This window comes from Paenibacillus sp. JJ1722 (assembly GCF_048282685.1).
In the GTDB taxonomy this organism is placed as follows: domain Bacteria; phylum Bacillota; class Bacilli; order Paenibacillales; family Paenibacillaceae; genus Paenibacillus; species Paenibacillus polymyxa_B.
In genome coordinates this window covers 2,551,807-2,565,000 of record NZ_CP182500.1, presented here as the reverse complement: position 1 = coordinate 2,565,000, position 13,194 = coordinate 2,551,807, and the positions used below count along the sequence as shown (strand labels likewise).

At 45.4% G+C, this 13,194-nt stretch carries 14 protein-coding genes (1 of these 14 only partly in view); 5 read left to right on the top strand and 9 right to left on the bottom strand.

Annotation, left to right across the window (positions count from 1 at the left end; all coding sequences use genetic code 11):
• From ACM1ND_RS11680 to ACM1ND_RS11655, 6 genes are all read right to left on the bottom strand, one after another.
• A protein-coding gene (locus ACM1ND_RS11680) for a pyruvate, water dikinase regulatory protein (RefSeq protein WP_025723337.1) crosses the window boundary here: on the bottom strand, window positions 1–801 show its 5' portion. The gene continues 3 nt to the left of window position 1, outside the view; only the first 801 of its 804 coding nucleotides appear in the window; it begins with the start codon at window positions 799–801; the stop codon falls past the left edge of the window.
• Between the two features lie 13 nt (window positions 802–814).
• The gene (locus ACM1ND_RS11675) at window positions 815–1,429 is read right to left on the bottom strand and encodes a helix-turn-helix transcriptional regulator (RefSeq protein ID WP_223822107.1); all 615 of its coding nucleotides are present in this window, start codon (window positions 1,427–1,429) and stop codon (window positions 815–817) included.
• Window positions 1,430–1,666: 237 nt separating this feature from the next.
• Window positions 1,667–2,878: an ABC transporter permease gene (locus ACM1ND_RS11670; protein ID WP_023988441.1), complete on the bottom strand. Its 1,212-nt coding sequence runs from the start codon at window positions 2,876–2,878 to the stop codon at window positions 1,667–1,669.
• Window positions 2,875–3,594 carry an ABC transporter ATP-binding protein gene (locus tag ACM1ND_RS11665; protein ID WP_023988440.1) on the bottom strand — a complete coding sequence of 240 codons (720 nt, stop codon included), beginning with the start codon at window positions 3,592–3,594 and terminating at the stop codon, window positions 2,875–2,877. Before ACM1ND_RS11665 ends, ACM1ND_RS11670 begins: the two co-directional genes overlap by 4 nt.
• Before the next feature lie 6 nt (window positions 3,595–3,600).
• Window positions 3,601–5,061 (bottom strand): efflux RND transporter periplasmic adaptor subunit, encoded by a 1,461-nt coding sequence (locus tag ACM1ND_RS11660; RefSeq protein WP_418027760.1) that lies wholly within the window; start codon window positions 5,059–5,061, stop codon window positions 3,601–3,603.
• 13 nt (window positions 5,062–5,074) lie between these two features.
• Window positions 5,075–6,238 (bottom strand): TolC family protein, encoded by a 1,164-nt coding sequence (locus ACM1ND_RS11655; protein ID WP_418027758.1) that lies wholly within the window; start codon window positions 6,236–6,238, stop codon window positions 5,075–5,077.
• Window positions 6,239–6,557: 319 nt separating this feature from the next.
• Here ACM1ND_RS11655 and ACM1ND_RS11650 point away from each other — a divergent pair, with 319 nt between their 5' ends.
• Window positions 6,558–6,746 (top strand): hypothetical protein, encoded by a 189-nt coding sequence (locus tag ACM1ND_RS11650; protein WP_013370989.1) that lies wholly within the window; start codon window positions 6,558–6,560, stop codon window positions 6,744–6,746.
• Window positions 6,747–6,902: 156 nt separating this feature from the next.
• On the opposite strand, the gene ACM1ND_RS11645 is transcribed toward ACM1ND_RS11650, so the two are convergent.
• The 3 genes from ACM1ND_RS11645 to ACM1ND_RS11635 form a co-directional block, all read right to left on the bottom strand.
• Entirely contained in the window at window positions 6,903–7,226 is a 324-nt protein-coding gene (locus ACM1ND_RS11645) for an MGMT family protein (protein ID WP_023988438.1), read from the bottom strand.
• Window positions 7,227–7,341: 115 nt separating this feature from the next.
• Window positions 7,342–8,502, bottom strand: a complete 1,161-nt coding sequence (locus ACM1ND_RS11640) for a rhamnogalacturonan acetylesterase (protein ID WP_068939702.1) — start codon at window positions 8,500–8,502, stop codon at window positions 7,342–7,344.
• A 231-nt stretch (window positions 8,503–8,733) separates the two neighbouring features.
• Window positions 8,734–9,156, bottom strand: coding sequence for a hypothetical protein (locus tag ACM1ND_RS11635; RefSeq protein WP_028542329.1), 423 nt, complete (start codon window positions 9,154–9,156; stop codon window positions 8,734–8,736).
• Between the two features lie 168 nt (window positions 9,157–9,324).
• Here ACM1ND_RS11635 and ACM1ND_RS11630 point away from each other — a divergent pair, with 168 nt between their 5' ends.
• The 4 genes from ACM1ND_RS11630 to ACM1ND_RS11615 all read left to right on the top strand — a co-directional run bounded on the left by ACM1ND_RS11630 (window position 9,325) and on the right by ACM1ND_RS11615 (window position 13,192).
• Window positions 9,325–9,750, top strand: a complete 426-nt coding sequence (locus ACM1ND_RS11630; protein WP_053325353.1) for a CHRD domain-containing protein — start codon at window positions 9,325–9,327, stop codon at window positions 9,748–9,750.
• 317 nt (window positions 9,751–10,067) lie between these two features.
• Window positions 10,068–11,258, top strand: a complete 1,191-nt coding sequence (locus ACM1ND_RS11625) for an acyltransferase (RefSeq protein WP_034095027.1) — start codon at window positions 10,068–10,070, stop codon at window positions 11,256–11,258.
• A 110-nt stretch (window positions 11,259–11,368) separates the two neighbouring features.
• Window positions 11,369–12,070 carry a response regulator transcription factor gene (locus tag ACM1ND_RS11620; protein WP_023988433.1) on the top strand — a complete coding sequence of 234 codons (702 nt, stop codon included), beginning with the start codon at window positions 11,369–11,371 and terminating at the stop codon, window positions 12,068–12,070.
• Between the two features lie 15 nt (window positions 12,071–12,085).
• Window positions 12,086–13,192, top strand: a complete 1,107-nt coding sequence (locus tag ACM1ND_RS11615; protein WP_023988432.1) for a sensor histidine kinase — start codon at window positions 12,086–12,088, stop codon at window positions 13,190–13,192.
• The last annotated feature ends 2 nt before the right edge of the window (window positions 13,193–13,194 follow it).

The window sequence follows — 13,194 nt, the reverse complement described above, 5'->3', positions numbered from 1 at the left end:
TAACATTCTGATAATTAAACCTGCCGTCTCTTCAATCGCCTTATCTGTAACATCAATAACCGGACAATTCAGCTCTTTAAACAAAGACTGCGCATACGCTATTTCCTCTTCTACCCTCATCGCTGTAGCATACTGCACATTATTAGGAAGCCCCATAACCTTTAGTCGCTCACTGCGTATTTTCAACAGTAACTCTGGCTCGATCGTTAATCCGAACACTCGACCACGCTGAACATCCTTCAACTGAACAGGCGGTGTCAGCTCCGGTACAATCGGTATGTTGACCGTTTTATAACCTTTATGCGCGAGAAACATGGATAAAGGGGTTTTGGAAATACGGGATACTCCAAGCAATACAATATCCGCTTTGAGAATGGCGCTCACATCTTTGCCATCATCATATTGAACCGCAAAATCCAAGGCCTCTACACGACGAAAATAGTTATCGTCCAGTCGGTGCAGCAGACCAGGCTTCTCTTTGGGATCGTTATGGAACGTATCAGCAAACGCCTGCATCATCGGTCCCATAATGTCGACAGCCCGCACATTCAGCCGGACAGCCTCCTCTTTCATCGCTTCTCTCAATTCTGGCTGTACCAGCGTATAAGCTACGAAGCCTTTACGCTCGGCAACTTCCTCCATCACCCGGCTCAGTTCGTCTTCATCCCTCACGTTCATAAATCTTTTGATCTCTGTGTCCGGTAACTCAAATTGGCGCATGGTCGCCTGTACGACAGCTTCTGCCGTCTCGCCAATCGAGTCTGAACAGATCGCTATAAAATGACTGCTCACCTGAACCATTCGATTCCTCCCATTAATCCTCTGCTACCATATCGAGCAACATTTTAATAATATTCGTTTTTGTAATGCGTCCCACGACTTTCCAGTGCTCCCCTGGCTTGTCGGAGTCGGAAGGGACGACAACAGGCAGGCTGTCGATTTGACGGGCAATAATTTTGCGCGCTGCCTCTAATACCGTATCCTCTGGGGAAACGGTGACAACATTCGCCTGTCGGGTCATCACAAGGCTGACAGGAATGGTTGCTGCATTGGGATTCCCTAACGTTACCTTAAGCAAATCCTTGCGGGAAGCTACCCCTGCCAAATCTCCGTCTTCATCGGTGACGATCAAATTGCTCACATTTTCCAAAAAGAGAGCTACGACAGCTTCCTGAATCGTGGTTGTTTCTCGTACGATGACTGGAACACCATGAAGATCGCCGACCTTCATTTGCAACAGCCGGAACTTTTCCTCCCGGTTCGGCGTGCCCCGCTTTCCAACAAAATATCCGACCTTGGGCTTTGCATCTATGTAATTCAGAATGCCCAATTTGGATAGGTCGGTCCGAATGGTCGCCTTGCTGAGATTAAGCATTTCCGCAATCTGATCCCCGGTAATCGGGGCATGCTTTTGTACGATGTTTAAAATTTCTACTTGTCTTGCCGTAAGGTCGATGATGAACGTCCCTCCTTTTTTCTTGCGATCTAATATTGAATATAATACGTCATATATAACAATAAATCAACCTTAAAAAGCATATAAAACATCACATATATAAAATTAAGGCAGTTATTCATGTCTTTTTATCATTTAAAACACTTATTTAACACAAAAAACGGGTACTTTGCACCCTGCTCTTTCGAGTAAGGCGAAGTACCCGCTCCCTTATTCGTATCTTAAAGCATCAATTGGACGCAGCTTCGACGCCTTTCGCGCCGGATATACTCCGAACAACACTCCAACCCCCATACAGCACAGAAAAGAGTAAAGCACGGGCTCTATCGAATACACAATCGGCATTTGGACGAATTTCTCGAGCAGCTTTGCACCTCCGAGACCCACCATTACGCCAACCAGTCCACCCATCAGACTGAGAAAAACAGCCTCAGCCACAAACTGCAGCATAATATCACTGCGTTGCGCACCAATCGCTTTACGAATCCCGATCTCCCTCGTACGTTCCGTGACGGACACCAGCATAATATTCATAATGCCGACACCTCCAACGCCAAGCGCAATTGCAGCTACACCGGCCAGCAGCATATTCATAATCCGATCAACCCCGGACACTGTTTTTAAGATTTCCGTCTGGGTCATGATCTGAAAGTCATCGCCCTCTGATGGCTTTAGCTCATGTCTGGCACGTAGCACCTGCCGAATTTCAGCACTTGCCTGATTAATCTTCTCCTCTGTTGTTGCAGAGGCGTTCACCTGCTGAATACTCATATTGCCTAGCCGTTCCATCCCCGTTGTAATCGGTACATATACCTGCTGACCACTGTTACTCATATTGGAATTGGAATTTGCCAGCACACCAACCACCTTAAAAGGAAGCTGTTTAATCATGATCGTCTCACCGACCGCTCTTGAGGCATCCGGACCAAAAATATTACGGGCCGCATCACTCCCAAGCACGGCCACATTCATTTGTTTATCCACTTCATAGTGGGTAAACGACCTGCCTTGAGCTAGTGACAGCTTTCTCACATGAACGAATGCCAGCGAAGTCCCCTCAATTTGCGCGCTGACCTTATTGCGACTCCACGTAATATCTGCATTGGTCATGGCACTTGGCGCTACCTCTGCTACTGCTTTTTGCTCCTCTAGCGCATCGATATCTTCCAGAGATATTCCTTTCGTCTGACTGAACGACATGGAGCTGGAGCCATCATATGGAGCATAAGGATAGATCATCAGCAGATTATTTCCCATACTGTTGATCTGAGATGTAATCGTAGCCGTTGATCCTTTACCAATGGCTACAATCATAATCACAGCGGCCACTCCGATAATAATGCCCACCATGGTCAGCAAAGATCGCAGCATATTGGTTCGCAAACTGTTGAGCGATACACGGATAATTTCCTTAAACTTCATGCCTTCACTTCCTCTGCCGCCATTCTTCGTTTCCCAACAGGCTGATCCTCTTCAATCCGCCCATCCCGAAAATGAATCAGACGCTTGGCGTATTCCGCAACCTCCTGATCATGAGTAACCAGTACAACCGTTTTCCCCTGATCATTCAGACGCTGAAAAATCCCCATTATTTCAACACTTGTTTTGGAGTCCAATGCGCCTGTCGGTTCATCCGCCAAGAGAATGACCGGATTGTTCACAAGTGCGCGCGCAATAGACACCCGCTGCTGCTGACCGCCTGACAATTCGTTTGGCCTATTGTTCATCCGATCGCCTAGACCTACGCTAGTAAGAGCCTCCATTGCCCGCAAACGACGCTCCTTGGCAGGAATACCCGCATAGATCATAGGTAGTTCCACATTCTCCAAAGCCGTTGCTCGCGGGAGCAAATGGAATTTTTGAAATACAAATCCGATTTTCTGATTACGTATAATAGCCAGTTCATCCTCGCGGGCATCTAATATCGAATAGCCATCCAAATAAAATTGTCCCGATGTAGGTAAATCCAGACAGCCGATGACATTCATCATCGTGGACTTGCCTGATCCAGACGGTCCCATGATCGCGACAAAATCACCGTCAGCAATATCAAGTTGTACCTCACGCAGGGCATGAATTTCCTGATCTCCGACCTGATACACTTTTTTCAAATCCTCAATCTGAATGACGTATCTCATACCCGTTTAAAAACCTCCCTGCATGCCGCCCATAGCAGAAGGGTCCGGCGGAGGTTCAGGAGCAGGCACAATAAGCGTGTCCCCCTCCTTTACACCTGACTTGAGCTCGACTCGATCTGGCGTGTAAAATCCGAGTTCTACGGGCTTGAATGTGCGCGCCCCTGGATTCGCAGCGTTATTAGCGGAAACATACACGCCATCCTGTCCCCCTTCCGATCTCAGCGCAGTAGCAGGTACGAACAGCACATTTTTGTGTACTCCCAAAATAACAGCCACATTCATAATCATGCCCGTTTTGAGCTTGCCTTTCGGGTCATGAACAGACAATTCCATCAGATACGTCGTCATCCCTTCATCCGTAGAGGCTTCCGGTGAGACGAATTGCACCTTCCCTGGAAATGATTCACCCGGATATGCATTGGTAGTCAACACGGCTGAAAGACCCTTCTTTACTTTGACAATGTCGGTCTGACTTACCTTCACAACCACCTTAAGATCGTTGGAATCCGAGTTATTCATGACAATGAATGGAGCCGTCGGACTGGTCCCTACATCCCCGTTCACCTTCAAGATTACCCCGTCCCAAGGTGCTGTGACCTGAAGTTTGTTCAATTCATTTTTCTTCTGCTCCAGTTCCGTCGCCTGTCTTCGAACCTCTATCCGTGAGGCTTGAATATTGGATGCATCAGCCGGAACCTGAATTTTGCGAAGCTCTGCCATTGCCGTACGATATCCGATTTCAGCTTCTGAAATGGTGCGACGTTTTTGCGACATGATTTTGCGGAACTGCAGATCCAGACCATCATAGTCCGTCTGTGCTTTATCCAGTGCTTGCTCTGCCTGCTCCAATTCACTGTTGGACACCGCACCGGCATCATGTAAAAACTTTTGGTCTTCATATGCCTTTCGCGCCTGTTCCAACTGCTTTTGGGAAGTTTTCTTCTGACTTTCGGCTTCTTCCAGCTCAAATGATTCTTGCGCTGTATCGATAGCCATTTTCGCCCGAAGTACATTTGTTTTCTGAATTTCAATATCCTCTGCCTTCGGACCTTTCTCCAATTCAGCCAGCTTGGATTTGGATATTTCCAAAGTATCAGACGCAGTCTGAATTTGCATTTTAATTTCTGAACTGTCCAAAAGAGCCAGCACCTGTCCTTTTTTCACCTTGTCCCCGGCTTTCACATTTACCACTGCCAGCTTGTTATCACCTGCACTCGTGAAGTTTAACTTCACTTCCTTGGACGCTTGCACGGTACCGGACGTGTCCAGCTTCTCACTCACATCGCCGCGCTCTACTTTAAGCGTCTCATCCTGAACCAAAGGTGCCGCCTGCTCCTTGAGCAGACTCAGATATACTGCTGTTCCGCCTCCACCTACAACCAGTAGAACAATTGCAGTCCATATCCACTTTTTTCTCCGTTTTTTCCGTAACTTGATTAAAGCATCATTTAAAACCGTTTCTGCCAACGCCTTTTCCTCCCTATGTGCTCCATGGCTTGTTCAACGTATACTCATTTTGATCCAACTCGATCGCCAGCTCTTCCATTTGCCGTTCAATCTGGTTCACTTTCAACTGATTATTTTTCAATTCCATCTCGATAATTAGACCTCTGTCCCACTTTTTGCGTGATAACTCCAAGGCCTCTTTTGCCGTACGCAAGCTTTCTTCCAGTTGTACATATTTTTTTTGGTTTTCCTTAACCGTGGCATACAAATTACGGAGTGATTCGGCAAAATCCTTTTGACCTTTGTCAAGCTCCTCTTTAGCCGTATCGACATCCATTTTAGCTAGATCGTAAGCACCCGCACCGTTGTTAAAATCGAAGTATCTCACATTAAGTTCCGAAGTTTTGATGCTATCCTCCAGCTTCCATAAGTTCGGATTCATGTCTGTCAGCTGTTGTATATGTAATTCGATATCCAGTTTCTTTGGTTCCTTGTATACGGGTCGATCCACCATTTCATAGGCTGTTCCGTTAGGTTGTCCCATGAGGAAGTTCAGAGCATCCCTTGATTTTTGCAACGCAATTTTCCCCTGTTCTACTGTTTGCTGAGCCTGGCTTCTGGCCTGTGTACTCTCGTTTTTCGCATACTCAGACAGCTTGCCGCGCGCAAATTTGGCAAGTGCAATCTTTTCCTCCGCTTGGGCAATTTCAAGCGCTTCTAGATCATTTTTCACTTGATTCTCTGCCACGAACACACTTTGATAGCTCTTCATCACATTAAAATAAATCTGGTCTTTGGCGAACTGCGCCTGCTTTTTGCTGGCTAGATAAGATAGCGTCGAAGAGTTATAACTTCTCCAAGAGGTATTATCATCAACATATTCACCGTCTATAAAATCAACAAATGCATTTCCCAGATCCTTTTCTGCATTTTTCAGTTCCATTCTGCGACGCTCTACGTCCCGTTCGGCGGTACGCGTATTGTAACTGTTCGTCTGTGCCCATTCCACGGCCTGCTTGAGTGTTAATGTAGGTAAAGCCTGACCCGTTACGGATGATGTCTTCGATGTAGCCGCAGTAGATGGACTAACCGACGTACTTGATGCTACATTTCCTGATAAACTCTCAGACTGTACAGTGGAGGCCAATCCTGATGATAAGGACAATACAAGCAGCACGACAGCCGCTTTTTGCTTCATAGATGAATCTCTCCCCTTTCGGTTCATTCCCCGAATCTTTTCCATTTTTTTCGACATAAACTTCCACGAACTCTTTGCATTCTAATTGTACTTTCAGGTTTATGTTGGTACAAGGTGTCAAAACAATACATTTTTGTAACCTTTACTTCCTGATTACTCGCTTTATACTACTTTTCGTCCAATGAGATATTGATTCAACCTATTTTTACCTGAACTTTACCTAATTTTCAGCTAATTTTAAGGAAACCAACAGCATCTATTAAGGTTTGGAACATATACTAGAGAAAGAATAACAGCCGCTCACTGGGAGGGTTAATAGATGATAAAAGAATCTCGCATGACAACCACTAACGAACCGTCTGATTTGTGGATGACCCGCTTTTTACGTGAATCAGAACAAAAAAAGAAACAACTGATCCGGGAAGCCCGGAAAAATAACGATATACCGCTGATGAACAGCATTTCTTTTCACCTTGCCCAACGGGATCAGCAGCATCTTATCGGATAAAATGACAAGTGAATCTTATGCTATAAATAACAGATTACCTCTAGTTATCCGCTTCGTATGCTAGATGAAAAAAATCCGGGACAAATCGATAATTGATTTGTCCCGGATTTTTGTGATCATCAAATCTAATATAAAACCGCATAGCTTGTTCCGTTCCTATTCTTCCATCTCCGCCTGCGGATCATAGAGATATTGATCGAGTGGAATACGCCCGCTTTCATTAAAACGTATGCCTTCCTCCTCCAAGTACAGACGCTGCAGGGATGCGGACTCATCCTCCTGCAAAGCAATCTCCCCCAAACGGTTGACTACTCTATGCCAAGGAAGTCGGTGTTTTTGGCTCAATGTATGCAAAATTCGCACCACCTGTCTGGCACCTCTTGGGCTTCCGGCCTCTGCCGCAATTTGACCGTAAGTCATTACTTTTCCCTCAGGGATCAACAGTATAATTTGAAGCACACGGGCAGTGAAAGGCTGCATGTTCTAATTCCTCCGTATTACTATTGCTTTTTCAATAATTATAGCACCCTGAACAGAGGCTAAAAACCCCTGCTCCTACGAATGTAAGAAGCAGGGGAAAACCCATCGTTTAAATTTAGAATCCGCTCAGACCCTGCCTTTTTAAATCCTGTGCTACCAATCGGGCCAGTTCCCTTGCACCTTCATAGTTTGGATGGAGTGTATCGCCGTTCATATACAAGGCCAGTGTAGCGTCTTTACCAATAGAAGTGAAATAAGCTGAGCTAAGAACATTCAGGTCGACTAAAGGCGTTTGTTCCTCTTGAGCCAGTGCCAAAATAGCGCTTCTATACCATCTATTTTCTGCGTTGTGTACATTGTTAGCATTAAAGTCAGTCGCTCGTCCTTGCGGAGTTGACAGGATTACCGTCGCCCCTTTAGCCTTAACCTGCCGAATCATATCCTTCATCCAGTCCTTAAACTCGGCTTCGCTTTCGTTATGCTTTGGATTGGTGTCATTGATGCCCAATTGGAGAATAAAATAATCCCCCGGCTTAATATATTGGACGATGGCCTCCAACTGACCGTCCTGGTGGAAGCCTCTAGCAATTTGGCCTCCTGACGCCATATTGCGAATTTGAAAAGTATTCGTGTTCACAAACTCTGGCAGCAGTTGACCCCATCCCGCCTGTACGCTGCTATCTAGCGGATAATAGTTACAAACCGTAGAATCTCCACCGATATAAATCGTTCGATTCGTAACCGGATTGCTAGATAATTGCCTGATTTCCAATGCACTGAGTGTGAAGACCGCGCCCTCTTTGCCTTCAGTAACCAGCAGATTTAGCTGTCCATCTGTCACTGGAATTTGAAAACGATCCTTGGCCCCATTCCCTGTCATATTAATGACCTGATACACCCCTTCAGCCGCAATACTCGAACGAGAGGTATCTCCTAAAGTAACCGACACCTCATACAAACCAGGAGGAAGATCAACCTCAAAAGTATTCTCGCTTTTCGTACCTGTAGCCAGGAACCGTACCGCATCACTTGCCACTCCAGTCCCCGAAGCGCTGACATTACGCATATTCTCAGGGGTACGAAAGCCATATCCACGTGCTGAGTCATAGGACAGCGAAGCACTCACACCGGTATAACCCGTTTCGACCGTACCTCCGCCAAAATCAAACTTGTACTCGCCAGCGGATGCATGTGCCGGCGTAGCTATGCCCATACCTGGTGCACCACATAAAAAAGCTGCTAAAAGCATACCAGTCAATCCTTTTTTCCATTTCATTCTTCATTCCTCCTTCAGATTTTTAATTGTACGAAGCAAAGAATATTTTATTTTTGTAAGCGCATACATAAAATTCTACCAATTGTTGCAGGGTTATGCCTATGTGATTATTATGCAAAAGAAAAGTAGTTTATTCGTTAAGCTAAAACTTGTACTTGTACACAAAAAAGCCTCGCAGTTACAACTGCGAAGCTTTATGAAGCAATATTTCTTCATATCAAAATCACTACATTAATCCGCAACCAAAATTCCGTCAAAGCTCTCTGGACCTACACGTATTGTACCCAGCAGGTTAGCAGAAACAAAAGCAGTGTACACCAGTTGTGGCGTAATCGGCGGATTGAAATCATCTGCTGAGAACGCAATAACCTGTGGAGCTAATAAACTCAAACTAAAAGTGGATGTAGCCGAATAAACAACAGGGTCAGTTACCACAGTACCTCTTACAATAGTGATAGTAATTCCTACTAAAGCAAGCGGAAGTTGAAGCGATATGGTTCCTTTAAGCAGAACCCGTGGCGTACCTGTAGCTCCCTGTGTGTTTAATCCGATCTGTCCAAACAATTGAGGTGTATTCAAAACCGTGATCGGAATGGCAATAGAGTTGGCTGTCGAAGCATTTTGGGATGTTCTTCCATCAATAAATGTCCCCATGGTTTCCCCTCCTCTCTCTACCAGATACTCATAGACTATGAAAAAGTTTGTTTTGTGCTTGGACTGAATAACTTGTAAAACACACAACTTCTGATGAATAGGCTAATGTGCAGCCCTTTCTCTGGCCCTGTGAATACACTAAACCAACACTGGGAAAGGAGGGATGTCATGTCTAATAAGTTTAGAGCCACCTTAAGGGGGGCTAATGAAGTGCCTCCTGTCAGAACAAATGCTACAGGAACAGCCGAATTTCGTTACCGTCCAACGAGCCAACAATTAAGCTTTGAACTGACTGTGCGCAATATCTCACGGGTAACCGAAGCGCATATTCATCTGGGACGAAGAGGTGAAAACGGCCCTGTTGTTGCTACACTGTTTGGTCCTTCGAAATTTGGGATAACCGTTAGAAGAGGCGTCGTTACCGGCGTGCTACGTGCATGTGATCTTACCGGTCCGCTCAGAGGCAGAACCATTTATGATTTGGTGTGCCAAATCAGAGAGGGCAATGCTTACGTCAATGTCCACACCATCCGTCATCCGAACGGTGCCATTCGTGGACAAATTAGACGCGCACCTATCAAACGCTGCAAATAACGAATGATCATGAGTATAAAAAAGAACTTCCATGCCACTCATTTTGAGGCTATGGAAGTTCTTTTTAATTCAGGATTTTGCAAAATTCGATTCCAGTCGCTCCGAAGTGCATATATAGACGGACTAAACCATTTCAATCTATATCTTGTTCATTGGAAGTCGCTTATGGGATTTTTGCAAAATCCTCAATTCTTAACAAAAGTTAAGAAGTTCATAAGCGTTTCTTAAGCCCTTCCCTTCAGGGTTGTTAAGAACTTTATCTTTTAATAGAAAGAGTTCAACAAGATACAGTTCACTCCTGAAAGGAAATGAAGCTTATGAAGCCTAAGACCAAAGAAAAAATTCCCGAATTGCAGTTGGTCAGAGCCATGGCGATTTTAGCCGTCTTGATGGTACATGCCACTTCTTATGCAACGGTTCAGCTTACAAATTCCAGTCTTTATGTTGTATACAATGCGCTCAATGTGTTGATGAAGTATGGAACCCCCGTATTTATCGCGCTTAGCAGCATGGTACTGTTCTACAACTACAAGGATCGTCCGATGGGACGACAGCTCTTAAGCCGCTTTTATAAGCAGAGGTTGCTGTACATCCTCTTACCTTACGTCATGTTCTCTCTATTTTATTTCATCCTGTCCCTTATGGCTGGCAGCTCCGAACCATGGAATATAATCACACTTGCGAAAAGCTTTGCTCTGAAGCTGGCCACAGGCAAAGCGTATACTCATTTATATTATATTTTTATCATGATGCAATTCTATCTTGCATTTCCATTCGTACTGTGGCTGTTCCAGCGTTGTCGGCAACTTCCACAATGGTCTATTGTCCTTGGGCTGTTGGTACAGTGGTCATTTGTTATTGGAAATAAATTTCTATTTCAGGTTCAAAATAAGGGCAGTTGGGCACTGTCTTATATAGCCTGCTACATGCTGGGTGCTGCTCTCGGTTACTACTACCCACAGCTGAGAACGTGGTTTCTGATGCGTAAGGGGGAACGAAGTGTTGCCGGAGTGCTGACATGGATCGCAATTTGGGCTTTATGGCTGATTTCAGCCACCATGCATGTCTATATGTGGTACGAAAATAGAATGTACGGAATCTCGTACAATTCGCTAGTTTTTGAACTTATGTATAATATGTACAGCCTGTCTAGCACTCTGGTAATACTACAGATTTCCTTTTTAATGTACAGACGACAAGATTCCTTTGTCACTCGCAAACTGGAACGTCTGGGCACACTGTCCTTTGGTGTGTATCTGATTCATCCGTTCTTCCTGCTCCTGTATCGGCAGTTTTCACCACATATCGGTTCTCCGCAGCTTATTCATGCGTGGTATGCCGGAGGTTTTTTCTTTGCACTTCTTTGCTCTTGGCTCGTCGTGTCGATCATCTCCCGTTTCCTGCCATTTGCTTGGATCTTGTTCGGTCAACTACCAGAAATAGAAAAAAGACAATTCAAGCAAGAAAACCGTATTTCTTCAACTGAAACAGCACTATCCAAAGGCTGACGACCCCAAGCAAGCGAACTGAGATGAGTGTCCATAGCCTCCATCTTTAAAAAGGTATATAATACGCCCATATTGTATACTGCTGGAAAGAACAGAAAGGGTGCACAACCATGCATAACGGAACCATTTTATTAGTAGACGATGAACCTGAAATTATTAAGCTGATGCAAATTTATTTGGAAAATGAAGGATATCGACTGCTTATGGCACGAGACGGATTGGAAGCGCTGGAGCAAGTCAGTCGGGAATCGATAGATGTGATGGTGCTTGATGTGATGATGCCCAATATGGACGGGGTTGAAGCTTGCATGAAGATCAGAGAAACCGAGCATTTTCCGATTATTATGTTGTCTGCGAAGGGACAAGATATGGACAAAATCACAGGACTCAGCGTTGGGGCCGATGATTATGTCACTAAGCCGTTCAGCCCGTTGGAGCTGGTGGCACGCATCAAATCCCAGCTGCGCAGAGTACGGAAATACACCCACTCCTCCCCTGCATTGGAGCATGAAATGATACTGGATGAACTCTCCATTAATTCTGCTACGCATGAGGTCACTCTCGCCGGAGAATCCATTAAGCTGACCCCGCGTGAATTTGCCATTGTCGAGCTGTTGGCACGTAATCGTGGTCAAGTGCTGAGCATGGAGCAGATCTATGAAAAAGTGTGGAAGGAGCAATATCTGGAATCCAACAACACGCTGATGGTTCATGTGCGTAAAATTCGCGAGAAAATTGAGGCTGATCCGAGAAAACCTAAATACCTGAAAACGGTGTGGGGAATCGGCTACAAAATGGAAAAATTCGATTAATGGAGGATTCACGTCTTGAAGGCAAAACGATATGACACATTGGGATGGAAGCTGGCAGCCCTTAGCCTTGCCGCCTTCACTTTAACCGGACTGATTTTGATGGTGTTTTATTATGGAGCATCTTTGCTACTATGGCTGAACCCTTCCCGTTCATTTTTTGGCACTCGTCTAATTCGCTGGACCGTGAATCATATTGGGTCCCCACTCATCATGCTGATTGGAGGGCTGCCTTTATATATTTATTTCTTTTTCCTTTTTACCAAAAATACGATTGGCTATCTTCGCGAAATTACGACGGGGATGCAGGAGTTTGCTGATGGAGATCTGTCCTATTCGATTCCTGTTTCTTCAGCGGACGAGCTGGGTACCTTGGCGAAAAATATGAATACCATGGCGGACAAGCTCCGTCTCTCACTGGAAGAAGAACGGGCTTCCGCCAAAGCCAAAAACGACCTGATCACCGGCGTATCTCATGATCTTCGTACCCCGCTAACATCCGTGATCGGTTTTTTGGAATATATTGAAACCGACCGCTATCGGGATGAAATTGAGCTGCGCTATTATGTGAACATTGCTTATGAAAAGTCATTGACGCTTAAAAAGCTGATCGATGAGCTGTTTGAATACACGCGTGTGAGCGGTGGCAGTCTGCCACTGGAGCTGGAGCCTGTAGATCTCGGCAAATTGCTTACCCAGCTTGCTGAGGAATTTGTACCCTCGCTGGAACAGGCGGACATGTCCTACCGTGTCCGAATCGTCGAGCCTGTTCGGATTCTAGCCGATACCGACGAGCTGGTACGCCTGTATGAAAATTTGTTTTCCAACGCTATTCGATACGGAAAAGACGGCAAACGCCTCGATATCACCATAGGACGCGAAGACGACGAGGCGGTGGTAATCTGCACTAACTACGGCACCCCAATTCCTGCGGAAGATGTCCCGCACTTGTTTGAGCGGTTTTACCGGGTGGACAAATCACGTTCCAAGGAAACCGGAGGCACCGGACTGGGCCTTGCGATTACAAAAAGTATTACCGAGCTGCATGATGGCCGCATTTCGGTTAGGAGCAATCGCAGACAAACAGATTTTGAAACCCGTTTTCCCCTCTACTCCTACACATAAAC

Bases quoted from the DNA above. Each gene is read 5' to 3' on its own strand.
- ACM1ND_RS11665 (WP_023988440.1), bottom strand. From the start codon at position 3,594: ATGAGATACGTCATTCAGATTGAGGATTTGAAAAAAGTGTATCAGGTC.
- ACM1ND_RS11635 (WP_028542329.1), bottom strand. From the start codon at position 9,156: ATGGGGACATTTATTGATGGAAGAACATCCCAAAATGCTTCGACAGCC.
- ACM1ND_RS11620 (WP_023988433.1), top strand. From the start codon at position 11,369: ATGCATAACGGAACCATTTTATTAGTAGACGATGAACCTGAAATTATT.
- ACM1ND_RS11645 (WP_023988438.1), bottom strand. From the start codon at position 7,226: ATGCAGCCTTTCACTGCCCGTGTGCTTCAAATTATACTGTTGATCCCT.
- ACM1ND_RS11630 (WP_053325353.1), top strand. From the start codon at position 9,325: ATGTCTAATAAGTTTAGAGCCACCTTAAGGGGGGCTAATGAAGTGCCT.
- ACM1ND_RS11625 (WP_034095027.1), top strand. From the start codon at position 10,068: ATGAAGCCTAAGACCAAAGAAAAAATTCCCGAATTGCAGTTGGTCAGA.
- ACM1ND_RS11650 (WP_013370989.1), top strand. From the start codon at position 6,558: ATGATAAAAGAATCTCGCATGACAACCACTAACGAACCGTCTGATTTG.
- ACM1ND_RS11640 (WP_068939702.1), bottom strand. From the start codon at position 8,502: ATGAAATGGAAAAAAGGATTGACTGGTATGCTTTTAGCAGCTTTTTTA.
- ACM1ND_RS11670 (WP_023988441.1), bottom strand. From the start codon at position 2,878: ATGAAGTTTAAGGAAATTATCCGTGTATCGCTCAACAGTTTGCGAACC.
- ACM1ND_RS11655 (WP_418027758.1), bottom strand. From the start codon at position 6,238: ATGAAGCAAAAAGCGGCTGTCGTGCTGCTTGTATTGTCCTTATCATCA.